The 23,636-nt window shown below is 68.2% G+C and carries 18 protein-coding genes and 2 pseudogenes; 15 read left to right on the forward strand and 5 right to left on the reverse strand.

Going from position 1 to position 23,636, the window contains the following annotated elements; translation table 11 throughout:
* Together ACWTPI_RS34840 and ACWTPI_RS34845 are read left to right on the forward strand one after the other, a co-directional pair.
* Entirely contained in the window at nt 1–759 is a 759-nt protein-coding gene (locus tag ACWTPI_RS34840; RefSeq protein ID WP_059414318.1) for a dienelactone hydrolase family protein, read from the forward strand.
* The gene (locus ACWTPI_RS34845) at nt 756–1,343 is read left to right on the forward strand and encodes a cysteine dioxygenase family protein (protein WP_059414316.1); all 588 of its coding nucleotides are present in this window, start codon (nt 756–758) and stop codon (nt 1,341–1,343) included. Before ACWTPI_RS34840 ends, ACWTPI_RS34845 begins: the two co-directional genes overlap by 4 nt.
* Nucleotides 1,344–1,429: 86 nt before the next feature.
* On the opposite strand, the gene ACWTPI_RS34850 is transcribed toward ACWTPI_RS34845, so the two are convergent.
* Complete coding sequence (locus ACWTPI_RS34850) at nt 1,430–1,753, reverse strand: DUF6884 domain-containing protein (protein WP_454728007.1); 324 nt, start codon at nt 1,751–1,753, stop codon at nt 1,430–1,432.
* Between the two features lie 1,281 nt (nt 1,754–3,034).
* Here ACWTPI_RS34850 and ACWTPI_RS34855 point away from each other — a divergent pair.
* Nucleotides 3,035–3,277, forward strand: coding sequence for a hypothetical protein (locus ACWTPI_RS34855; protein WP_454734071.1), 243 nt, complete (start codon nt 3,035–3,037; stop codon nt 3,275–3,277).
* 406 nt (nt 3,278–3,683) lie between these two features.
* Here the strand turns inward: ACWTPI_RS34855 and ACWTPI_RS34860 are convergent, their stop codons facing one another.
* Nucleotides 3,684–5,696, reverse strand: a complete 2,013-nt coding sequence (locus ACWTPI_RS34860) for a hypothetical protein (protein ID WP_454734072.1) — start codon at nt 5,694–5,696, stop codon at nt 3,684–3,686.
* Nucleotides 5,697–5,931: 235 nt separating this feature from the next.
* Here ACWTPI_RS34860 and imuA point away from each other — a divergent pair, with 235 nt between their 5' ends.
* The 8 genes and pseudogenes from imuA to ACWTPI_RS34900 all read left to right on the forward strand — a co-directional run bounded on the left by imuA (nt 5,932) and on the right by ACWTPI_RS34900 (nt 11,898).
* Nucleotides 5,932–6,633 (forward strand): translesion DNA synthesis-associated protein ImuA, encoded by a 702-nt coding sequence (imuA, locus tag ACWTPI_RS34865; protein ID WP_454734073.1) that lies wholly within the window; start codon nt 5,932–5,934, stop codon nt 6,631–6,633.
* On the forward strand, nt 6,560–8,023 hold the full coding sequence (locus ACWTPI_RS34870; RefSeq protein WP_454734074.1) for a Y-family DNA polymerase: 1,464 nt from the start codon (nt 6,560–6,562) through the stop codon (nt 8,021–8,023). The genes imuA and ACWTPI_RS34870 overlap by 74 nt, the downstream gene beginning before the upstream one ends.
* A gap of 7 nt (nt 8,024–8,030) precedes the next feature.
* Nucleotides 8,031–9,566: pseudogene (locus tag ACWTPI_RS34875) on the forward strand (PHP domain-containing protein); the annotation flags it as partial.
* Between the two features lie 64 nt (nt 9,567–9,630).
* Nucleotides 9,631–9,948, forward strand: a complete 318-nt coding sequence (locus tag ACWTPI_RS34880) for a hypothetical protein (protein WP_454734075.1) — start codon at nt 9,631–9,633, stop codon at nt 9,946–9,948.
* Between the two features lie 15 nt (nt 9,949–9,963).
* Nucleotides 9,964–10,251, forward strand: a complete 288-nt coding sequence (locus tag ACWTPI_RS34885) for a hypothetical protein (protein ID WP_454734076.1) — start codon at nt 9,964–9,966, stop codon at nt 10,249–10,251.
* A 102-nt stretch (nt 10,252–10,353) separates the two neighbouring features.
* Nucleotides 10,354–10,764 (forward strand): hypothetical protein, encoded by a 411-nt coding sequence (locus ACWTPI_RS34890; RefSeq protein WP_454734077.1) that lies wholly within the window; start codon nt 10,354–10,356, stop codon nt 10,762–10,764.
* Between the two features lie 3 nt (nt 10,765–10,767).
* Nucleotides 10,768–11,274 carry a hypothetical protein gene (locus ACWTPI_RS34895; protein ID WP_454734078.1) on the forward strand — a complete coding sequence of 169 codons (507 nt, stop codon included), beginning with the start codon at nt 10,768–10,770 and terminating at the stop codon, nt 11,272–11,274.
* An 88-nt stretch (nt 11,275–11,362) separates the two neighbouring features.
* A pseudogene (locus ACWTPI_RS34900) lies at nt 11,363–11,898 on the forward strand (ATP-binding cassette domain-containing protein).
* A gap of 67 nt (nt 11,899–11,965) precedes the next feature.
* On the opposite strand, the gene ACWTPI_RS34905 reads toward ACWTPI_RS34900, so the two are convergent.
* Entirely contained in the window at nt 11,966–12,247 is a 282-nt protein-coding gene (locus tag ACWTPI_RS34905) for a hypothetical protein (protein ID WP_454734079.1), read from the reverse strand.
* 363 nt (nt 12,248–12,610) lie between these two features.
* Between ACWTPI_RS34905 and ACWTPI_RS34910 the strand changes: the two genes are divergently transcribed.
* From ACWTPI_RS34910 to ACWTPI_RS34920, 3 genes are all read left to right on the forward strand, one after another.
* Nucleotides 12,611–12,976 (forward strand): BON domain-containing protein, encoded by a 366-nt coding sequence (locus ACWTPI_RS34910; RefSeq protein WP_420992452.1) that lies wholly within the window; start codon nt 12,611–12,613, stop codon nt 12,974–12,976.
* Nucleotides 12,977–13,013: 37 nt separating this feature from the next.
* Entirely contained in the window at nt 13,014–13,475 is a 462-nt protein-coding gene (locus tag ACWTPI_RS34915) for a PRC-barrel domain-containing protein (RefSeq protein WP_420992451.1), read from the forward strand.
* Nucleotides 13,476–13,594: 119 nt separating this feature from the next.
* Nucleotides 13,595–14,113, forward strand: coding sequence for a hypothetical protein (locus ACWTPI_RS34920; RefSeq protein WP_454734080.1), 519 nt, complete (start codon nt 13,595–13,597; stop codon nt 14,111–14,113).
* A 67-nt stretch (nt 14,114–14,180) separates the two neighbouring features.
* Here ACWTPI_RS34920 and ACWTPI_RS34925 read toward each other — a convergent pair whose 3' ends face one another.
* Complete coding sequence (locus tag ACWTPI_RS34925) at nt 14,181–14,402, reverse strand: glycine zipper 2TM domain-containing protein (protein WP_420992449.1); 222 nt, start codon at nt 14,400–14,402, stop codon at nt 14,181–14,183.
* Between the two features lie 338 nt (nt 14,403–14,740).
* On the opposite strand from ACWTPI_RS34925, the gene ACWTPI_RS34930 reads away from it, so the two are divergent.
* Nucleotides 14,741–14,998, forward strand: coding sequence for a hypothetical protein (locus ACWTPI_RS34930; protein WP_454734081.1), 258 nt, complete (start codon nt 14,741–14,743; stop codon nt 14,996–14,998).
* Nucleotides 14,999–15,028: 30 nt separating this feature from the next.
* On the opposite strand, the gene ACWTPI_RS34935 is transcribed toward ACWTPI_RS34930, so the two are convergent.
* Entirely contained in the window at nt 15,029–23,608 is an 8,580-nt protein-coding gene (locus ACWTPI_RS34935; RefSeq protein ID WP_454734082.1) for a GH36-type glycosyl hydrolase domain-containing protein, read from the reverse strand.
* Nucleotides 23,609–23,636: the final 28 nt, after the last annotated feature.

Here is a 23,636-nt window from a genome sequence, read left to right on the forward strand (position 1 = left end):
ATGCCTGCTCGAACCCTCTCCATCCCCGTCGACGATGGCGCCATTCGCGCCTGGTTCGTCGAACCCATCATCCAACCCGACACGCCGCTGCCGGCTGTGATTCTTCTGCCGGAGATCTACAACATCAACAGCTGGATTCGCGAGGTTGCCGAACGTTACGCCGCGCTGGGCTATGTCGCCCTCGTGCCCGACCTGTTCTGGCGCCAGGAGCCTGGTGTCGACCTTGAATACAACCCGCAGGATCAACAGCGCGGGCGTGCGCTCAGCGCAGGCCTGGACAGGACGCTGGCCGTCCAGGACCTGGCAGCGACCGCCGCGTGGCTGCGCTCGCGCCATGGTGCCGGCGCGGTGGCATCCGTGGGTTTCTGCCTTGGCGGCGAATTGGCCTACCTGGGTGCGGCGCAGGGCGTGCTTGATGCCGCCGTGGCATATTACCCGACGCGCATGGGCGATCATGGGGGCGCTGGAAAGACCATAGACGTGCCCACCCTGGTCCATATCGGGCATCTCGACTTCCGCACGCCTCCCGAACTTGTCGACGGCCTGCGCAAGGATCTCGCAGGGAAGCCACACGCCGAGGTTCATGTCTATGCCGAGGCCGATCACGGCTTCGGACGCTTCGGCCATCCGCCCTTTCATCCGGCATCGGCTGCCTTGGCGGAGCAGCGCACGCATGCGCTGCTCGGGCGCTTGGTTAACGGGACATTGACATCCGGCGATATCGCCGTTCATCAACGTAGCACAGGAGAACCCGCATGAGTCATTCCCCCGCCTGGAAGCCCCTCGTGGCCGCGGCCGTCAAGCGGATCAAGCGCATCCATGCGGAAAGCGCGGAGCACAAGCTGGAGCGCACGGCGCAGGTGCTAGAGGAACTTGCCGCCCGCCGCGAGTGGTTCTCTTTCGCCAACTTTCCGCTGCCGGCGCCCGGTGGGTCTGGATCACAGCGTTACGTACTGCACGCTGATCCGGATCAAGGCTTTGCACTCTACGTCAACGCGCTGCACCCTGGGAAGACCAGCGTGCCGCACAACCATGGCACCTGGGCCATCATCGTGGGGATCGAGGGGGAAGAGACCAACCGGGTCTATCGGATCACTGCCGACGACGGGCCGGCCGCCGTGGTGGTCGACAGGGAGTTCAAGGTCGAGCCTGGTCACCCTGCGCTCTACCAGCCCGATGATGTGCATAGTATCCATGTGCTGAACGGCCAGCCGGCGCTGCTTTTTCACCTGTATGGCAAGGCGCTGGAAACACTGACGGACAGAGTGGCTTTCGACCTGGAGTCCGGAAAACGCTATCCCTACAACGAAAAGCATTTTCGTCCGAGCGTCTCGACCATTTGACGGGCGAAAACGACCAGCAATGCTCACCGCGCAACTCCGGATCGTGATAATTAGCGAAGCCAGAATGCTTGAGCGCGGACATTGCGCTAATTTGTTGCGGGCTCGAGCGCGAGCCGAACGTCATAAGGCTCAACCTCGAGATCCGGGCCAATAAATCCGTGCAGGGCGGAGAGGATCATCACTTTCGGCACCGCGCCTGCGAGCGTGACCGCACGATAGGTCTGGTTTATGACACCTCGGTAAAGCTGCAACGCCGGTGCGCGCTGCTCGTCCTTTGGACCAGAGCAAGCCATCAGCACCAATCGAAAAGTGGGTGGGGGCAGGGAGCTGTCTATGGGTGCTCGAGGGATGCAGGCCCGAATTGCAGCGCATCTGTTTTGAAGGACATGTCGCGATACCGAGGGGGACATAGGCCCCAAGGTACACCGCGCAATCCATTGTCAATGCTTGGGAAGGCTCTTGTCGTCGTCGCATCAACCACCCTCGGATGCTGGCGGCGGCGGGGGCACCATGCCAAACGTTGCATGCCCTAGACCAAGAGCTATTGCGAGAGGTGTTCAACGCGTTAACGGTCTCGTCGTTCAGAGAGTTCCAACAAGCCACACTTAAGAGGATCCTGGGGGAGGCAAGCAGCGTGCTAACTCAGGCTCTTGTGGCCCGACGGCCGGCTAAATAGTCCGCGGAGGCCAGCGCGAGGCGGTGGTGATTTTTCCCCGTCGCCATAGGCGCTCTCTGCACGCTAACGCGCCGTGCTTCGGCGGGAACGCGTCGCATTTCACGAGACAGGGAAGCGAATGGCGGGAAGACTAGCGCGATTGCGAGGTAGACTGCCGAAAAACTAGGTTGGCGTGGATCGGCCTTTAGCGAAAGCTGTACGGATTCAATCTGCACCATGGCCCGCACGATTAAAGCCCGTCAATACACTTGCCGCGTGGTTAGGGTGATGGTGTCCGGTGTCATGGCAGCCTCCAGCAGACTGGAAACCGCTCAGGTTACGCCCGACAAACTCGGACATTTGAACTTGGCTATAGCGGACATTACAACTTAGCCCTGACAAAGCTTAAATTCATAATGATAATTATGTAAAATAAAGGCCAATCATGACTTTCGAACATGCAAAATGTCCGTTGTGTCTGGACCCGCTCGCTGAGCGCAGTCGCCTCCCTGACCGCGGTTATCAGTACCAGTGCCCGGCTTGCGGTGGGCCGTTTGAGGTGAGCGCCCTGGCCCAGAGACGAGCCGGCAAAGTCGGCATCCACCGCGGCGCCCGCGCCAAAATGCAGCAGCATCTATTGGATGGCAAGCGACCACGCGTAGTCTTCGTCAATACGACCCCGAACAGCTACTATGAGGTCAGAGAGGTTAACGCCAGCGAGCAGACAATAATCGATTGAGTAAACGATTCTGCTCCTCCGGATTTTTGGCATCGAAACTCGCACGGAACACATGAAAATCTTGCCACCGGAAGGTCTGAGCGTGGACCAGCTAATTGCAGCATTGCAGGCGATCTCACATGAGGGGTTGGGCAGCGCGCCGGTCCACGTACTCGTGGGCGGGACAACCACGGGTACCGTGCGCTCTGTCGAGGCCATCCCTGGCTGGCATACGGCAATCAAGGTGGCCGCCGTGCTAATGGCCGACAACGACAGCGACGAGGCGGCCCAGGGCCACCCACCGAGCGCGAGTGCACCATGACCGGCACTCCAGAAAACCAACGGGCGGAAGAGCGCGCGGCGCTAGAGCGAGAGCGCCGCGCGTTTGACCGACGGCAAGCCGCCTTCATCGCTGTCACCCGGCAATTTGTCCCTTCGGGCAGCGGTGTGCCGGCGCAGCAGGACTTGGCCGAGTTGTTTGCCGCTGACTCGGAGTGGGACGCCGCTCGCGCTGACGTGCAACGGATCGTCGGCGAGATCCGCTCGGGCACCCGCAGGTAAGGAAAGACGGACGAACGATCGACGCGTGCCAGCCGAGGCCCACAGCAACGTATCCCGATCCGCCCGGATAGGCTCCAAATCGGAGCCTGCAGAGCACGAAACCAGCTGGCCAGCCTGAAAGCTGCCGATGGCAAGGTTTGGCCCTAGCAAGGCAGTGCTAGAGGCGTTGCCGGACGGAATGGCGGCGCTGAAGCGCCAGCACCCGCCGCCTCCCCGAAGATGAGGCCCGGGTCCAGGCGCTGTTCGACGCCTTCAGCCGGGGCCATCCCGCAAACCAACCGGCACACACGCGAATAGTGCCCCTGTTGGCGATGGGCATGGCCTGGCGCATGGGGATGAACGCCACTTTTCTCAGCGTGCACATTCTCGTGCTCTTTCTCGGCTCGGCTTTCCCCTGACGCCCATCTCAAGGCTGGTCGTAGACCCACACCGAGCCGTCCGTGAGGCGCACGGCGACGCGCAGCTTGCCGTTGGCATCCTGCGTTGCCTCGAAATCGGCGCCCTGGCCGACGCCCGGCAGCATCAACGTCGAGGGCACGAGCCCGCTCAGGTCGAGCAGCGACAGCGCGGGACCGGCGAGGCCGACCAGGAAGTTCTGTGTCGCCTGCAGCTTGGTCAGCGTCGGGACGGCGCCGGGCAATGTCGCATAGGGCGCGTTTGGCTCTTGGGTGACAATCATGCCTACCCCGCCCTGATAACCGTAGAAGGCACCATACGGGTCGGTTGCCGTAGCCGGGATGGCCCCGAGGCTGAGCCGGGCCTGATTCAGATACCAGTAGCTCCAGCCGGCATTCCCGGCGTTCAGGAACAACCGTTCGCCGGTCGAAAAGAATCCCACGGCACTACCGTTGGCAAAGGGACGCGCGTCGACGACGTGCTCGCCGGACGGATGATTGCTATTTCGCATTGCGGTCACGCCGACCTGCTGTGCCCACCAGGATGCGTCTGTCGTGCACCACCCCGTCGTCATGATGCTGGCCCCGCCGGTGGTCTTCACGAACCGGCGCCCGGCCGTCGCATCGGCCGCATATTGCGCGCAACCGGTCAACGTGAAGTCCGCGCGCGGATTGGCGAAGGCCGCGTCGAAGCTGCCGAACGGCACGCTCGCGCCATCGGCGCCCAGTTGCACCACCACCGCCGGATCGGCCGGGTTCACCACGCTCGTGTCCGCCGCCAGCCACACGCCCCGGGCCGCCGCCGGCAGCGCCGTGGCGGGCTCGACCGGCCCTTCGCCGGCCACGCCGAAACGCTCCAGCCGCGCCGGCTGGCTGCCGTCGGCGGTCAGCCGCCACACACGTGTGCCGTCGATGGCCAGGCTGACGACCGACGGGCTGGCGATGGGCGCGTCCGGCAGGCGGCTCCAAATGCCCGGGGACGTCAGCTGCAGCGTGCTGCTGTTGGTGCGGCCATCCGGGTAGGTCGCGGTCAGCGTCAGCGTCGCGGCATAGGCGTCGACCTGTGCGGCATCGATGCCGATCGTCAGACTGGTGCTGGTGGGCATGCCGACGATGGATGCGGCCGTGCCGCTTTGCTGGATCGACCACGCCAGCGTCGCCCGGCCGGCCAGGTCGGCGCCCGGCCCGTCGGTCAGCGTCGCCGTCACGGTGCCGGTGCGGCCCGGCTTCACGCTCAGCGACGGCGCCGAGAACGCGATCGAGGGCAGCGCCACCAGCGGCCGCGCCAGCGCCGCGTTGGCGCACAGCCGGTCGCCCGCCGGCGTGCTGGCGCACGCGGTGAGTTGCCCCGTGCCCGCCAGCGTGCCCATGGTGGAGACCTGCGCCGAATGGCTGTCCGCCGCCGGCGCGGCGGCGAACGTGGCGTTGTCGACCGCCCACGACCAGTCCGTCAGGTCGGCCGCGCCGTCGACGCCGTCCGAGCGCTGCACCACCGCGGTGACGACTTGCGCCGCTGCGCCGTAGTTGACCGTCAGCGTGGAGGGCGACAACGTCAGCACATAAGTCTTCGCGGGCGCGGCCTGCACCGTCAGGTGCGTGGTGCTGGTGGCCTGAGTACCGTCGGGCAGCGTCGCCGTGGCGACGATGTCGACCTCGCCGGGCGCGAGCATGCGCACCGAGGCATAGGTGCCCACCGGCTGCATCATGCTGGCCGCCGCCGGCGCCTGGTCGGAGGCCGACACGATTACCGCGACCGCTTCGTTGGACGACGACCACGCGAACCTGGCGCCCTTGACCTCGAGGCCGTCGGCGCCGAGCAAGGTAGCCTTCAGCGTCAACGTGCCGCCCTGCGCGGGCGCGGCCGTGCCGGTGTCGACGACGAGCCGGCTGCTGGGCGCCTGCGTGGTGGCTGGGGAAGATGGGGCTTCGTCGCTGCCGCAGGCGGACAGCAGGCCAGCGGCGAGGACAAGCGAGAGCAGGCCGGCCGCGCGAGACCGCGCGCCGGCATGGATACCTTGGAACATGTGACCTGACCCGTTTTTTGTTTGTTGGCAAGTGCGCGCCGCCGGCGTGCTCGGGCGACTCTAGCGACATGCTTCCCACTCTTCCATACCCCTTTGTGGCTATCAAGTTTTTGTAAAATGCACAAAAAATCACAAAGAAGGCCGGAGATGAGCTGCATAGAGCTTATTCTTGCTTCCACATGACCACTGTATAAATATACAGTAGACTGGTTTACAGATTGCTCTGAAACCAGCCATGCCCATTCCTCTCCCCGAGTCCATCCACCCTGCCCTCTGGCGCGCGTCCCAACTCGCCCGGGCCATCGGTCGTACCGTGCCCACGGGCTACCAGGAACTGGTCGGTGAACTCCCCGGCGGCGGCTGGCCGGCCAGCACACTGGTGGAAATGCTGGTCCAGCAGCCCGGCGTCGGCGAACTGCGCCTGCTACGGCCAGCCCTGCTGGCAAACACGCGCCCTATCGCGCTGATACAGCCCCCGCATGCGCCCCAGGCACTGGCCTTCGCCAATTGGGGCCTATCTCCCCGGCAACTGCTCTGGGTCCGCGCGGAACGCACCGCCGACGCCCTCTGGGCGACGGAACAGATGCTGCGCGCCGGTACGTGCGGCGCGGTGTTGCTGTGGCAGCAGCACATGCGCAACGACGCCCTGCGCCGGCTGCACCTGGCCGCGCAATCGGGGGAAGCGCTGTTTTACCTCATACGCCCTCTCGCCTGCGCGCGAGACGCGTCACCGGCGCCGCTACGGGTCGGCATCGTCCCAGCAGCTGGTGGCGCCGATCTTACCTTCTTCAAGCGCCGCGGCCCGCAGCAGGACAAGCCCGTCTTTGTTCCGCTGGCGCCCTCGCCCATCCTGCTTCGCCGTCATGCATCGCCTGTGGATCTGCCTGCGCCTGCCGCGCCTATGCCTCGAAGTGTTCCGGCCTCGTTGGTCCACTGAGCTGGCCGTGGCAGTCCTCGACAAGGACCGTGTACACCACGCCTCGCCGCTGGCCAGCGTCGCCGGCGTGCGGCCGCATATGCGCCGCGGCGGCGTGCAGACGATCGCGCCGCAAACCGTGCTCATCGAGCGCGACCCGGCGCGAGAGGCGGAGGGCCTGCGTGCGCTGGCCCTCGCCCTCCTGCAGTTTTCACCGTGTGTCGTGGGCGCCGAGGAAGACGCCGTGCTGGTCGACGTCTCCGCGAGCCTGCGGCTCTTCGGAGGTGCCCGTCGGCTACGCGCGCGCATGCGTGCGACCGCCGACGCGCTGGGCTATACCGTGGTGACCGGGTGCGCGTCCACAGCGCAGGCCGCATGGCTCCTCGCGCGCGCTGGCGGCGGTGTGTCGCTCAAGACAACCCGCCTCGGCCATCGGCTGGGCGCCCTCCCCGCTGCAACCCTGCCGGCCGCGCGCATCCATGCCGAGTGGTTGGACGGTCTGGGTTGCCGCACTCTGGGCGACTTGCGCCGCCTGCCGCGGGCCGGCCTGCAGCGGCACTGCGGCGCCGCCATCAACGAAGCACTCGACCGCGCACTGGGCGAGGCAGCGGAAGTGTTCGGCTGGCTGGAGGCGCCGCCGGAGTTTTCCGCGAGGGTGGACCTGCCCGACCGTATCGAGCATGTGGAGGCCACCCTGGTCTATGCCTCCGGGTTGATTGAGCAGCTGATCGGCTGGCTCACGGCGCGGCACCTGGCCATCACGCGCTTTGCCGTGTCCCTGCATCATGAGCGGGGTCGGGAGGCGATCCCGCCGACGGTCGTGGAGATCGCCTTGGCCGAGCCGAACTGGCATGCCGATCACCTGGTCCGCCTGCTGCGCGAGCGGCTGGCACGGCTGAGCGTCGACGCGCCCATGATCGCCGTGCAATTGGCGGCCATCGATACCCAGCCGCTGGCCCCGCCGAGCCAAAGCCTGTTCCCTGAACCGGGCGGCACGCCGGAGGACCACACCCGGCTGCTGGAGCTGCTCGTCGCGCGACTGGGCGCGGATCGCGTCCTGCAGCCGGCGCTGCAGCCCGACTACCGGCCCGCCGTCGCGAACGCCTGGGTGCCCGTGACGGACAAGATCCCGGCCGGAGCCGCCGCGCCGGCTTTGCCGCGGCCGGTCTGGTTGCTGGACCAGCCGATCCCCCTGCTCGAGCGCGAGCATCGCCCCTACTATGGGTCCCCGCTGCGCATGGTGTCCCCGCCAGAGCGCATCGAGGCAGGATGGTGGGCAGGCGAGGTGGTCACGCGTGACTACTATGTGGCCGAGGGCCGCGACCATGCCTGCTACTGGATCTTTCAGGAGCGCATGGGCAGTCGCGAAGGAGACGCCGCACGCTGGTACCTGCACGGGCTGTTCGGGTGATCGAGCCATGTTGCCCACTTCTTCCGGCGGCGGGCTTCCCGACTACGCCGAGTTGCACTGCCTTTCGAATTTCTCTTTCCTGCAGGGCGCCTCTCGCGCCGAGGAGCTGGCCGAGCGCGCGGTGCAACTGGGCTACCACGCGCTGGCGATCACCGACGAATGCTCTCTGGCCGGCATCGTGCGCGCGCACACCGTTGCCAAGCAGCACGGCCTGAGACTCCTCGTCGGCGCCTCCTTCCGTCTCGTCAATGCCGATGGCGGCACGGCCTTGTCCTTCGTTGCGCTGGCCCGCAACCGTGCAGGCTACGGCAATCTGTGCGAGCTGATCACGCTCGGCCGCATGCGTGCGGCGAAAGGTAGCTACCAGCTAACCCTGCGGGATCTGGCCTCCCCCGAACCACCCTACTCCCATCTGCGCGGCCTGCCTGACTGTCTGATCGTTTTCACACCGGAGTACTGCGCGCCGGCGGAGAAACTCGGCAGCCAGGCCGCGTGGATCTCTGCCACCTTCGCCGGCCGGGCCTGGATGGCGCTCAACCTGCTCTACCGGCCGATGGACGACATCCACCGCGCCGGCGTCGAACAGGCTGCGGCGGATCACCACCTGCGGCTGGTGGCCACGGGCAACGTCCTCATGCACGTGCGTTCGCGCAAGCCATTGCTGGACCTGCTGACCGCCATCCGCCTGGGCAAGCCCGTGGCTCAGTGTGGCTACGATCTCACGCCGAACGCGGAACAGCATCTGCGCTCGCAACTGCGGTTGGCCAACGTCTATCCACACCGGCTGCTCACCGAGTCCGTACACATCGCGAACCTCTGCCGGTTCTCGTTGGATGAACTGCGGTATGAGTATCCGGATGAGCTGGTACCCGACGGCCGGCCTCCGACCGAGTACCTGCGCGAGGAGGCCTACATCGGCGCGAACCGCCGCTTCCCCAAGGGCATCCCGCTCGCGATCCAGACGCAGTTGGAGCACGAGTTGGCCCTGATCGCGGAGATGCACTACGAGCCCTACTTCCTGACCGTCTACGACATCGTGCGCTTCGCCCGATCGAACGGCATCCTGTGCCAGGGGCGCGGCTCGGCCGCGAACTCGGCAGTCTGCTATTGCCTCGGCATCACCGAGGTCGACCCCGCGCGCGGCAATCTGCTGTTCGAGCGATTCATCTCGAAGGAGCGCGGCGAACCGCCCGATATCGACGTGGACTTCGAGCACCAGCGACGTGAGGAAGTCATCCAGTACCTATACCGCAAGTACGGGCGCAACCGCGCCGCCCTGGCCGCGGCGGTGGCCACCTATCGCCCCCGTGGCGCCCTGCGGGAGGCCGGCAAGGCGCTGGGCGTCGATCCGGCCATCGTTGACATGGTTGCCAAGGCACATCACTGGTTCGATGGAAAGGCCGACCTGCTGCTGCGCTTCGCAGAATGCGGGCTGGACACCGACGCCGAACTCACCCAGCGTTGGGCCAGCATGGCAACGCAGTTGCTTGGCTTCCTGCGTAGAGCTTCAGTTCATGGCCGAGGTGCTTGCGCCGGTTCCGGATCTGCTGTTGCGCTCCCGGTATCGCGCCGCTGTCCTGAAGCAACCGATCCGATAGGAAAAGAACATGCAGCGACTTGCACCATCCGCTGACTCCCGCCCGCAGGACGCGCCGGGGTTCAACCGACTTCACCATGTTTGCCTGCTGTGGGTCGATTATCTCCGCGCAGCGAGCGAGAGCGAAAAACAAGCCCTCCTCTATGAAGCCGTCATCCACCTGGTTCTCTTCGGCCCGCGTGGTGATGAAGGCGAGGAAGTATTCAAGCAAGTGTGGCAGGCCATTAGGCGCCGCGAGCATGGGCGCGTCTACATCAAGACGGACGTTGGTCGCAACGCAGCGGTCGCAACGGACGATGGACGGTTCTCGATGCATCAGGTGCTGTAGGACGGAAAAGAGCAAATGAAGAGGAATTTCGCGATGACTCTGGGCGTCGCTGCTGTCGCGGCCTCGCTCATGTCGCACGCAGTTCATGCCCACACGGTGGCCTGGTACTCCGATCACATTGAGGAGGCAAAGAAGCGTGACATGCAATGTCAAGCCAAGCAGAAGTCAGACATCTCGCCAGGCGTGGAAGATCAGACTGATTGCGACAACGCAGTGGTCGCGCTGGTGACCCAGCCTTCCAAGCGGCCCATTCCCAAAGCCATTTCGGCACCCGCGCCAAAGTGGAAAAACTTCGGTCATTGATTGACCGCACGATAGGAAAAAAAGCCTGACAATGGAGCCTCACCGCATTGAGGTATCGGCGCCGCGCCAGCGTCGTTCTGATTAGAACTTGGAACCCGTCCGATGTTACATACTCTTTGGACCATTGCCCTTCTCTTAGTCGCCACCATGTGCGCGGCGAAAGCCTGGTTGCATCTCTCCACAGCTGACGATAGCTCGGCTGAGCGCGCGCTGTTCTGGCAATTTTCCGTCCTGCTGCCACTTGCGCTGATTGTCGATATTCAGCGCGGGACCCTCGCTTTTGGCGCCATGGTGGCTGGGTGGAGCAAGGTCTTGCCAGAGCCCCATACAAAGCTCAACGAGATGACGTCCATCTTGCTGACGCTGGCAGTTTGGCTTCTCGTCTTCGTTGCGATCAATGGCCTCGGTGCATTGGTGGTCGAAGGATGGGCACTTCGGTGCAAGCGCAATAGGGCTCGCGCACTCACAGCCACTATCCTTCGACGCGCGGGCCGGATCCCGACGGGAGAGTAGTTGATGGCGCAGGCAACGCAGAGTCGGCCCAGGGCGGTCCGTTCATCTGATTGGGTCAGCGGCTTGTCCGCAGACCAGAAGAACCGCCTGCTGCAGAAGCTCAAGCTAGCACAATTATGGATCGACAGCTTCACTGTGGCGCTCGGTAAGCGAAAACCACCAAGAGCACGTATTGCGGAGCACTACATTGCCTACGCGCCTTTTTCAAACACGATTTCCGTCCCCGCTCGCATGCTGATGGAAGCGGATGAGCGGCTATTGCGGATTGCCGTCGCGCATGAGTGCGGCCACTTCCGACGACGCTGGTCCTCGCTGCTGTCCAGGTCGGACACTGCGCGCACTGGCGAGGAATTCTTGGCAGATCGGATCGCAATGCGTCTGACAGGTGCCTCACTCGACGAGCTTGTTGCCGCACTCCTCGAAATTGCCACCTTTGAGCCTGGTTCGAAAGGTTGCGACGCTGAACAGCTCGCCGATCGCCGGAAATTGCATGAGTTGGCGGGGTCATGAACGGAACGAAAAAAGCCTCGGAGACCTGCATTAAGAGCGGCTACGCTGCATCAACAGCCTGGAGAACATCGACGAAGGCAACATCACGGTGGCCGGCGCCAAGCTCGGCACCAGCGAGCTGGAGCTGCGCGCGCTGCGCCGCAAGGTCGGCATGATCTTCCAGCAGTTCAACCTGTTTCCGCACCTGAGCGCCGGGCGCAACGTCATGCTGGCGCCCACCGTGGCCGCCGGCGTGAGCGAAGCCGAGGCGCGCGCGAGTGCCTGGCCAAGGTGGCGCTGGCGGAGAAGTTCGACAGCTACCCCAACCAGCTTTCCGGCGGCCAGCAGCAGCGCGTGGCCATCGCGCGCGCGCTGGCGATGCAGCCCCGCGCGCTGCTGTGCGACGAGATCACCTCCGCGCTCGACCCGGAACTGGTGATGGAAGTGCTCAACGTGGTGCGCCAGCTGGCCAGCGAAGGCATGACGCTGCTGATGGTCACGCACGAGATGCGCTTCGCGCGCGAGGTCTGCAACCGCGTGGTGTTCATGCGCCAGGGCCGCGTGCACGAGGTGGGCTCGCCGGAGCAACTGTTCACCAGGCCGGCCACGCCGGAGCTGCAGCAGTTCCTGGGGATGGCCGCCTGAGCGGTCCGCGTCTAGGCGATCGTGCCGCACGTGGCGCACACGTCCGGCACGGCCGCCTGGCTCCCGCTCAGACCAGCGCCGCGCTGCCCGGCTGGCCCTCGGTGATCTTCTCCATCCGCTGCGCATGGCCGAGGATCATCAGCGCCTCGTCATCCCCGCGCGCCGGGGAATCCGCCATTTCCAGCACCGGCAACTCGGGAAACAGCACCGGGATCAGCTCCTTCACGATCTTGCGTGAATCGAATGGCCCGAAGCGGTAGACGGCCTTTCCGTCGATTTCCGCGAAGTACCATCCACCAGCCAGATCAGGATAGACAATCACACTGTGATCTTGACTTTGGGCTTGCATGCACCCTCCAGCGTTACGGTTTGCGACGGATCCTCCGCGGCCCGGCGGCAACGGCCGCCCGGGTCAGCCTGAGCGGCCGCGCCTTCGGGCCGGGGAATCGCATCTGTTGCCAGTGTAGGCCCGCCTACAACAAATCGGTACGGTGCCGTGCACTTGCGAGCGATTCTTGTTTGCCCCGGGAGGCACGCCGGATGCGGCGGATGCGTGTCCGCCATCGTACCGACAGCATGGCGAATCGATGCCAGTCTCAGCCTGTTGGCACTGCGCGGCGAAGGACAAGATCCATCGCCACGCCGCGCCGAACGGCCGCATTTCCCGGCCGTTGACTGGATCCCTGACCGGATCCGCATCGAGGTAGCCCAAGTGAAAACCATCCATTCCATCCGACTCGCAGCCAGCGCTGCCTGCATCGCGCTCGCCACCCTCTACGCGCCGCTGAGCCACGGGGCCGCCGGCAGCACGGACGCGTCGCTCTCCAACCCCAACCCCACGCATGAGACGGTGGGCGAAGGCGTCAGCGACACCACCATCACCACCAAGATCAAGGCAAGCCTGCTCGAACAGAAGCACCTGAGTTCCACCCGGGTCCACGTGCGTACCCGCGAAGGCGTGGTGCGCCTGACCGGCAGCGTCCCGTCGGCGACACAAAAGCAGACGGCGGCGGACATCGCCAGCGCCACCGACGGCGTCAGGTCGGTGGAGAACCATCTGGCCGTGCGCAAGCTGTGATGCGCCGGCGGCACAACCGCAACCCTGGAGCAAGGCCATGAACCCGAACGAACTCGATCGCAACAGCGGCGGCCCGCGCGCCGCCATCGTCGGCACCAACGACCCGGACAACCCCGGCCCGGGGCCCTTCGTGATGGCGGCCGACACGCTGGAAGGTAATGCCGTGGTCGGCCCCGGCGGCGACAAGCTCGGCACGGTCGATCACATCATGCTGGACGTGGGCGGCGGGCGCATTGCCTATGCCGTGGTGTCGTTCGGCGGCTTCCTCGGCATGGGCAGCAAGCTGTTCGCCGTGCCGTGGTCCGCGCTGACCCTCGATACCCAGCGCAAGAGCTTCGTGCTCGGCATCGACAGAGCCATGCTCGAGGCCGCGCCCGGCTTCGACAAGGACCACTGGCCCAGCATGGCCGATCCGCAATGGGGCACCACCATCCATGAGTACTACGGTGCCTCGCCGTACTGGAAGGACTACCGCTACGAGCGCGAAGCGCAGCCCTGACGGCGGCGCGGCCGCGAGCTCTTCCGCGCGCCCTGGCGCGCGCGGAAAGCCGCCGGCCGCACCGGCACCGCTCCGTTTCCGATCCGGTGAAAGCAGCACGCTTGCTGCGAGGTGAAAACATGCGCACCGTACTGTATTTCCGGCTTCGCGACGCCGTCGGCGCGGCGAAGATCCAATCGGCGCTGGCCGAGCTTCCCGCTTCCACCGTGCGCATCAAGGGCCCGTGGTTCATCCAGCGTGACGGCCACGCGGTCGAAGGACTGCGCAATGCCACCGCCGCCCAGACCACTTACCGCGGCGAATGGGAAATCGCCGGCATCCTGCCCGGCGCCGCGCTGGCGGTCTATGCGACGCTGGCCCTGGGCACCTCGGCCGGCACCTTCGCTAGCGTGCTGGCCTGCGTCGCGGCCGGCGCGATCGGTGGCCTGGCGGGCGCGTGGCTGGGCCGGTGGCTCGGCGGGTCGATCCCGCGCGGCGCGGTCGCCCGGCAACGGGCCAGCCTCGCGCCCGGCGAAATGCTGCTGGTCGCCAGTTGCGCCCGCGGGACGAAGGCGTCCGTGAAGCTGGTGGTCAACGCCCTGGGCGGCGAGAGCGTCGAAGAACGCCACGAGGTGCTGCCGGACTTCCGCCGGGCATGAGCCGCCGCCTGCGCGGAGCGCCCGCCTTTGCGCGGGCGCGTTCGCGGGGGCGTTGTTCGCGGGCGCGTTACTTGCCGACCTGGTTGCCGACAATGCCGCCAACCGCGGCGCCGCCCACCGTGCCCAGCGCGCTGCCGCCGGTCAGCACCGCGCCGGCCACGCCGCCGATCCCCGCTCCCGCCACGGTATCCGTATCGCGCCGGGACATGCCGCTGCATCCGAGCACACCCACCACCGTGACGGCAATGGACACGCGCAGAAGGATGACACCGATATTGTTGCTGTTCATTTTGATACCTCGATTTACTGATGTCCGCCCCGGCCGGAGGCCCAGGTTGGAAGCGGCAATGCAGACCGCCATCGCCAGCCTGCCCTGAGGCTAGCCCGGCAGCGCCCGCGCGTCGGTCCGGCAGCGTACGCGCTGCGCCGCGCGCCGGGCTTGATGCCGGCGCCTGTCCAATAGCGTACCGACGCCGCGCTTGCGCCGGCGCAATGATGGCTCGTCGCGATGATGACGCTCCGCAATGAAACGCCTCCGCCCTGCCCTGGCAGCCCTCATGGCCGCTGTGGTCCGATGGCCCGCCGGGCCGCTCATCCACGCGCCGCTGGTGTCGACCGGAGAATGACATGCGAACTTATCGCTGGCTTTGTATCGTGGCGTTTTCACTCGTGCAGATGGGGTGCCTGTGGGTGCCCGGCGGATACGGAGGCGATGGCCGCGATGGCCGCGACGGCGGCTATCGCCACGGACAGGACGAACGCTATGAGGGCCGCCCGGACGGCTCCGCCTTCCGCCCGGGAGACCGCGAGCGGGTCAACGCGACCGAGCGCGTCGGCGACGGCGGGATGCGGGAATCCGGGTTGCGCAACGGATGGATGCAGTAGGCCGCAAGGACGACGGCACGGCTTGCCCCCTCATGCCGCAGACGGTGCAATGCATAGCAGCAGTTCGTGCCTGCCGCCATCGAGCGGCACGCGCGCGCCACCGCCTTCCAGGGCAATCGGCAACCCGTCGAGACGCGCATCCGGCGTGCCGGCCGTGGCCTGGACGCGAATCGCGTAATGGCCGGCGCCCAGCCTGACGGTGGCCTCGAACCCCGGCCACGCGGCCGGCAGCGCCGGGGCGACGACCAGCCAGGCTCCTTCGCGGCGAAGGCCGAGGATGCCCTCCACGCCGGCGCGGTACATCCATCCCGCCGCGCCGGTGTACCACGTCCAGCCGCCGCGCCCGACGTGGGGCGCCACCGAATAGACGTCGGCCGCCACCACATACGGCTCCACCTTGTAGCGCGCCGCGGCGGCGGCCGTGCTCGCGTGGTTGACCGGGTTGAGCATCGAGAACAGCTCGGCGGCCTTCGTGCCCGCGCCGAGCCGGGCGAAGGCCAGCACCGACCACATCGCCGCATGGCTGTACTGGCCGCCGTTCTCGCGCAGGCCGGGCGGATAGGCCCGGATGTAGCCGGGGTCGGGGCCGTCCCCGTCGAAGGGCGGCGAGAACAGCAGCGCCAGCCCGTCCTCGCGGCGCCACAGGTGCTGCTCCAGCGCGGCCATCGCGGCCGCCGCGCGCGCGGGATCGCCCGCGCCCGACAGCACCGCCCACGACTGCGCGATGGCATCGATGCGGCACGCCGCGCTTGCCTGCGAGCCCAGCCAGTTGCCGTCGTCGAAGGTGGCGCGGCGGTACCAGCCGCCGTCCCAGCCGTGCCGCTCCAGCGCTTCGCCCAGCGCCGCGGCATGCGCGCGCCAGAGGCCGGCGCGGCCGGCATCGCGCGCCTCGGCGTAGGGCGCGAACAGCGCGAGCGTGCGCGCCAGCAGCCAGCCCAGCCAGACGCTCTCGCCCCTGCCCGCGGCGCCGACGCGGTTCATGCCGTCGTTCCAGTCGCCGCCGCCGATCAGCGGCAGCCCTTGCGCGCCGGTGAGCGCCAGGCAGCGGTCGATGCCGCGGGCGCAATGCTCGAACAGCGAAGCCGGCGCCGCCCCGGCCTGCGGCTGGAAGAAAGCATCGTGCTCGCCGGCCTGCAACACCGGGCCATCCAGGAACGGCACGGGCTCGTCGAGCACGGCCGCGTCGCCCGAGGCGGCGATGTAGGTCGCCGCCGCGAAGGCGAGCCAGACGCAGTCGTCTGAGATGCGGGTGCGCACGCCCTGCCCGCTGTGCGGCAGCCACCAGTGCTGGACGTCGCCCTCGGCGAACTGCCGCGCGGCAGTTCGCAGCAGATGGGCGCGCGTGGTGGCCGGGCTGGCGAAGGTGAGCGCCATGGTGTCCTGCAGCTGATCGCGAAAGCCGTAGGCGCCGCTGGCCTGGTAGAACGCCGAGCGTGCCCAGATACGGCAGACCAGCGTCTGGTAGAGCAGCCAGCCGTTGAGCATGATGTCCATCGCGCGGTTCGGCGTGCGGACCTGCACCGCGCCGAGCAGGCTGTCCCAGTGCGCCGTCACGGCGGCCAGCACGGCGTCGAGATCGGCGGCGCGATAGCGCGCGACCAGCGCGCTGGCTTCGCCCGCTGAGCCGCACTGCCCCAGCAGCGCGACGATTTCCACGCTCTCGCCGGGAGCCAGCTCCACGAAGCACTGCAAGGCCGCGCAGGGATCGCGCCCCGCGCCCACGGCGCCGGACAGCGGCGCCGTGCCGAGCAGCGCCGCCGGCGCGGCGGCCGCGCCGTTGCGGCCGAGGAACTCGGTGCGGTCGGCGGTCCACGCCACCTGCCTGCCGCCGAGATCGGCAAAGGCAACCCGCCCCGGAAACGCGGTGCTCCACGGATTGCGCGCCAGCATGGCGCCGGTGGCACCGTCGAGCGCGGTGGCAATGAACGGCGCCGAGGCGCCGCGGGCGGTGCCGAGCACCCACTCGGCGAACGCCGTGACCGACAGGCGGCGGCGCCTGGCCGACAGGTTGCGCAGCGTCAAGCGCGAGATCTTGAGCGGATCGTCCAGCGGCACGTATTGCAGCAACTGTGCCGCGATGCCGTTGGCCTCATGCGCGAAGCGGCTGTAGCCGTGGCCGTGGCGCGCCGTGTAGGCGCCGCCGTCGCGCACCGGCTGGGCGGTGGGCGTCCACAGGTCGAGCGTGTCTTCGTCGCGGATGTAGATCGCCTCGCCGGGCGGGTCCAGCACCGGGTCGTTGGACCACGGCGTCAACTGGTTCTCGCGGCTGTTCTCCGCCCACGTGTAGCCGCTGCCTTGCGCGGACACCTGGAAGCCGAACGCCGGGTTGGCGATCACGTTGAGCCACGGCGCCGGCGTCGACGCCTCTCCCGCCAGTTCGATCACATATTCCCGCCCGTCCTTGTCGAAGCCGCCCAGCCCGTTGAAGAACTCCAGCGAGGCCGGGTCCCATGCCGGCGCATGCGGCGCCGGCACGGCGTGGGCCGGCGGGAACGCCAGCCGGGACAGCCAAGTCGGGCGTTCGGGCGCCGCGCGGACCGGCGCCTCGGGCAAGCGGGCGATCTGTTCGGCGATGGCGCCGCGGCGCGCGACCAGCGCGACGCGGGCCACCGACTGCAGCAGCGCGCGCTCCTCGACCCGCATCAGGTCCGCGCGCAGCGTATGGACCGCCCCCTGGCCAAGCCCGTCGCCCAGGCGCGGCCGCGACTGGCTGCTGCGCACCGCGGTGTCGATGGCGGCCTGCAGGTCCTGCGCGTAGGAGGAAGCGCGTTCGTTGACGATGATGAGGTCCACGCCTAGGCGCTTGAGGCGCCAGTATTCGTGCGCGCGCAGCAACTGGCGCACCTGCGCCATGTCTTCGACGTCGTCGATGCGCAGCAGCACGATGGGCAGGTCGCCGGAGATCGCGTGCGGCCACAGGCCGGACTGCGGGCCCGCGCCGCGCAGGATGGTCTCCGGCGGGCTGCGAAAGCGCGCGTCGGCGTACAGGATCGGCGCCGCCAGGCGCTGGAAGTCCGCCGCCTCGCCGGCCTTGGCGTCGAGATAGCGCAGCTGGACCTGGGCCTGGGTCCACGCCAGGGTCTTGGCGCGCTCGAAGGCGCTGCGGTCGTGATGCTTGTCGATCAGCACCATCAGCTCGGCCCGCGAAGGCGCCACCAGCGTCCAGAAGGCGACCCGGGCCACGCCGCCCGGTGCCACCCGCACCCGCTGGCGCAGCGAAAAGACCGCGTCGAGGACGATGCCGGTGGTATCCGACAGCGGCTGCGCAAGCCGCGCGCCGCCGGCCGCGCGCGGCGCCAGGCCGGCGCCCAGGAAGCGCGCGCGGTCGGTCTCGTGCTGGAGATCCGCGACCACGTCGCCCTCGGCCACGGTGAAGTGCGCGGCCCATATGCCCGGCTCGCCGTCGGTGCGCGGGCGGCGCGTGGCAATCAGCGCGCCGAACTCGGCCAGGTACTCGGTCTCGACGAACAGCTTGGAGAACGCGGGATGCGCGTCGTCGGCGGCCGGCGTGGCCAGCGCCAGCTCCGCGTAGGAGGTCAGTTCGATCTCGCGCGGGCGGCGACCGCTGTTGGCCAGCGACACGCGCCGCACTTCGCCGTCGTCCTCGCCGGAGACCAGTACGTCGAGCGTGGTGAGCAGGCTGCCGTCGCGGCGGATGAATTCGGCGTGGTCCTCGGCGAAGACCACGTCGCTGCCGGCGTCCTCTTCCTCCGCCTCGCCTTGCCCAGGCTGAGGGCCGGCAGACCAGACCCTGCCGCCCTGCGTGTCGCGCAGGAAGATGAAGGAGCCGGCGTCGTCGCGCGTGGCATCCTCGCGCCACCGCGTCACGGCCAGGTCGCGCCAGCGGCTGTAGCCCGCGCCGGCGGTGGTCAGCATCACGGCGTAGCGGCCGTTGGAGAGCAGATGCGTGACGACGGCGCCCGCTGTGGTGCCCGCGGCGGCCCCCGGATACCGGCGCACGGTGGAATCCTCGTGGCCCGCCTCGGCCCGGGACGCCTTCACTTCCTCGGCGCGCGGATGGGAGATGGCGACGTTGCGCGGCATGCGCTCCTGCAGCAGCAGTTCGGTGGCCTGGATCATCGGCTCGCGGTGGAAGCGCTCGCGCATCTGCCCCGCGTGCAGCGTGTTGGCGATGGCGACGATGGTCATGCCCTGGTGATGCGCCATGTAGCTGCGGACGATGGCGAAGTCCTCGTCTTCCGGCAGGCGGGAGCGCGTGAAATCGAGCGCCTCGTAGAAGCCATGGCGGCCCTTGGCGCCCATGCCGGCCAGCCGCACGTAATTGCGCTGGGCCGCCTGCGGATCGACCATCGCGGCCAGCGCGGTGGCATAGGGCGCGATCACCACGTTGTCCGACAGGCCGCGCTTGAGGCCGAGCCCCGGCACGCCGAAGTTGGAGTACTGATAGGTGAACTCCATGTCGCGCGCGTTGTAGGCGGACTCGGACACGCCCCACGGCACGCCCAGCGAGCGCCCGTAGGCCTGCTGGCGCTCCACTACCAGCCGGTTGGTCTGCTCCAGCAGGCTGCCGCCCGGCGCGCGCATCACCAGCGACGGCATCAGGTACTCGAACATGGACCCCGACCACGAGATCAGCGCCGAGCCGTTGCCCAGCGGCGTGGCCGTGCGGCCCAGGTGGAACCAGTGGCGCGTGGCCACGTCGCCCTTGGCGATGGCGAACAGGCTGGCCAGCCGCGCTTCCGAGGCCAGCAGGTCGTAGCAGTTCACGTCAAGGCGGTTGTCCTCCTGCGAATAGCCGATCGACAGCAGCTTGCGCTCGCGGTCGAACAGGAAGCAGAAGTCCATCGCCAGCGCCATCTCGCGCGCCTCGGCCGCCAGCGCGTGCACGCGGGCCGCGAACGCCGCGGGCGCGGCGGCGATCTGCAGCCGGTCCTGCTCGTGGCCGGCCATGGTGCTGCGCAGCGCCTCGACCCAGAACGCCAGGTCGGCCAGGGTGTCGTCGCCGGCCGCGGGCAGGATCTCGCGGGCCGTCATGGCGGCTTTCTCCGTCAGCCGCCGGAGCGTGGGCGAGAGCGTGGCCATCGGCTCGGTGCCGGCCAGGCGCGCCTCGATGTCTTCGATCAGCCCGCCCAGGATGCCGCCGCGCTCGCCGCCCGGGGTGGCCAGGCTGGCGAGCGCCTCGCGCGCGAGCCTGGCGGTGTCCGCCATGCCGGGGCGCAAGTCCGGCGCCGCGGCGGCATCGGTCCATTCCTCGCAGGCATTGGCCAGCACGATCAGGTGGCCGGCGAGGTTGCCGCTGTCCACCGACGACACGTAGGCGGGCGTGAGCGCGCGCAGGTCCTGCGTGTCGTACCAGTTGTAGAAATGCCCGCGCAGGCGCGGCAGCTTGCGCATGGACGCAAAGGCCGCTTCCAGGCGCTCGACCGTCGCCACCGTGGCGCTCCAGCCGAAATCGCGCGCGGCAACGGCGGAGAGCAGGTAGAGGCCGATATTGGTGGGCGAGGTCCGGTGCGCCACCACGGGCCGCGGCCTCTCCTGGAAGTTGTCAGGCGGCAGCATGTTGTCGGCCGGCGTGACGAAGGTCTCGAAATAGCGCCAGGTGCGGCGCGCGGTCAGGCGCAGGTCGCGCGCGTCCGGCTCGGACGGCAGCAGTCGCCGCGCCACCGTGGGCGAACGGCTGACGCCCAGCGCCAGCGCCGGCGCCAGCAGCCACAGCAGCCCGAACGGCAGCGCCAGCGGCCAGGACGGCTGCGCCACCGCCAGCGCGCCGGCCATCATGGCCACCGCCAGCACCACCCCGCCCGCCATCTTCAGGTAGAAACCGGCAAGATCCAGCCGCGGGCTGCTTATCGACTGCGCGGCCGTGCTCCACTCCAGCAGATGGCGTCGCGTGAAGCGCAGGCGTACCAGCGTGCGCGCGATGGCGTCGCCCATGCGCCAGGCCTGGTCCGGCAGGAAGGCGATGGTGAGCAGCACCTGCGTGGCCGCGACCTGCAGGTCCCGCGCCAGCATCCGCACGTGGTTGCGCATCTGGATGCCCGCGCGATGCGGCACCAGCGAAAACAGGCCGGGAAAGAACGCCGGGAACGCAATCGCGGCGAGCAGCATCAGCGTGGCCCACAGCCCGGCCGCCAGCGGCAGCAGCCAGCATGCGCCCAGGGCCAGCAGCAGCACCGGCGCGAGCAGCGCGCGCCGCAGGTTGTCGAGCATCTTCCAGCGGCCCAGCATCGGCACCGCCTCGCTGCCGGCACGACCCTTGAAGATCCAGCCCAGCAGTTGCCAGTCGCCGCGCGTCCAGCGGTGCTGGCGCTTGGCGGCGACGTCGTAGCGCGACGGGAAATCCTCGACCACCTCGACATCCGAGGCCAGTCCGGCGCGCGCGAACACGCCTTCGAAGAGATCGTGGCTGAGCACCGCGTTCTCCGGGATGCGGCCGTGCAGCGCGCGCTCGAAGGCGTCGACGTCGTAGATGCCCTTGCCGGTATAGGAACCCTCGCCGAACAGGTCCTGGTAGACGTCGGACGCGGCTGCCGCGTAGGGATCGATGCCGCCGGGCGCCGAGAAGATGCGCTGGAACACCGATCCCTCGTTACCCACCGGCAGCGAGGGCGTCACGCGCGGCTGCAGCACGGCGTAGCCGCCCACCACGCGCCGTAACTGCGCGTCGAAGCGCGGCCGGTTCAGCGGGTGGGCCATCTTGCCGATCAGCCGCAGCGCCGCGTCGCGCGGCAGGCGCGTGTCGGCGTCGAGCGTGATGACGTAGCGCACGCCGGCGGGCACTTGCGGCGGCCCGCCGTCGGCGCCGACGTAGCTGGTGTCGGTGGCGCCGCGCAGCAACCGGTTGAGTTCGTGCAGCTTGCCGCGCTTGCGCTCCCAGCCCATCCAGGTGCGTTCTCTGGCATTGAAGAGGCGGCGCCGGTGCAGCAGCAGGAAGCGCTCGCCCGCAGGCCCCGGCCCGTGGCGGCGGTTCAGCTCGCCGATGACGTCCGCGGCCACGGCCAGCAGCGCAGCATCGGCCGCCACCGCTTCCTGGTCCGCGTCGGCGCCGTCGGTCAGCAAAGCGAAGGTCAGGTCGCCGCCGGCACCGGCCAGGTGGTGCACCTCCAGGCGCTCGATCTGCTCGCGCAGGCTCGCCTCGCTGGCCAGCAGCGTGGGCACGGCGACCAGCGTGCGCAGCGAGGACGGCACGCCGGCGGTCAGCTCCAGCCCGGGCAGCAAGGACGCGCCGAAGCTCCAGGCCATCGCGCGGTTGACCAGCGCGGTGGCCACCTCGCTCGCGGGCACGAAGCCGAGGGCACCGAGCAGCACCAGCCAGCCGCCGGCGAGCACGGGTTCCGACACCGCGGCCAGCACCCACAGGACGGCGGCGAGCACGGCAAGGGTGGTCAGCAGGATCGCGCCCACGTAGCCGCCGATGCCGAAGGCAATGTTGAGGCGGCTGAAACGCAGCCGCGCGGGCGGGCGGAAGCCGATGGCCTGCTCGAGGGCGAGCCGCCCCTCCGCGATCAGGTGATAACCCGGGTCGCCGGTGCGTTCGGCCTGCGCCGCGCTGTGCGCGCTGGCGGCCGCGGCGCGCGCGGCCGCCAGCGCGGCGTCGGCGATTTCGAGCTCCGGCAGCGGCGAGCCGCGCGCCAGTTGTTCGATGGCGCTGCGGTAGAGATTGCGCGTGGCGAAGTCCATCGCCGCGAACGCGCTGCCGTCGCGCAGCCGCCGGTCGACCAGGCTCACGCTTTCGAACAGCTCGGCCCAGTCGATATCCAAAATCAGCCGCATGCTGGTAATGACATTGCGCACGGTGACGTTGGCCGCGCCCTGGCGCTGCTGCGCGTGCCGCACCACGTCGTCGATCGACACGCCCTGCAGGCTTAGCCGCCGCTCCAGCCAGCCCAGCGTGGGCGTGGTGCGCGGATCCTGGTCCCGCAGCCGCTTGGCGAGCTGCGCGGCGAACAGCTCCGACAGCGGCGACGCCGAGCGCGAGGCGATGTCGATGTCGAGCGCGGAACCGGCGCAGCCCGACACCAGCAGCCGCTTCGACAGTTCGTCGGCGTCGGCGCGCGCGGCGCGCCCGGTGGTGATCTGCTCGGCCAGCCGGCGCAGGTTTTCCACCAGCACGATGCGCAGGGTAATGGCGACCGCCCACAATTCGCCGATGGTCAGGGGCTGGACACCCTGATAGGCGGCAATGAAGCGGCGCAGCATGTCCGGGTCGATATGGCTGTCGGTATGGGCCACGAAGGCCCATGCCAGCCCGAATATCCTGGGGTAGCCGGCGAACGGCCCCTCGCTCAGCTTGGGCAGCTGGCGGTAGTAGCCGGCGGGCAGGTCGTCGCGGATCTCGCGGATCTGCGCTTCCACCAGGTGGTAGTTGTCGAGCAGCCATTCGGCCGCGGGCTCCACGCCCTTGCCGCTTTCCAGCTCGGCCGCGCTGGCGCGGTAGGCTGCCAGCAGCACCTTGGCATTGTCATTGAGACGGCTGCGCAAGGTCGGCACGCGCGGCGGCCGCGGCGTGACCGGCTGGGCCGCGGCGAGGCTTTGCGCATGCTGCTCCAGCCGTTCGGTGCCGAACAACTCCTCGCGTATGGGCGCGGCGTTGGTCCATGGTGATGCTGGTGAGGAAGAGTCGAACGTACGGAGCAGTGCTGAATACATGAACACCTTTGAATTGGGCTGCCGCGCG

It is taken from the genome of Cupriavidus ulmosensis, assembly GCF_977008105.1.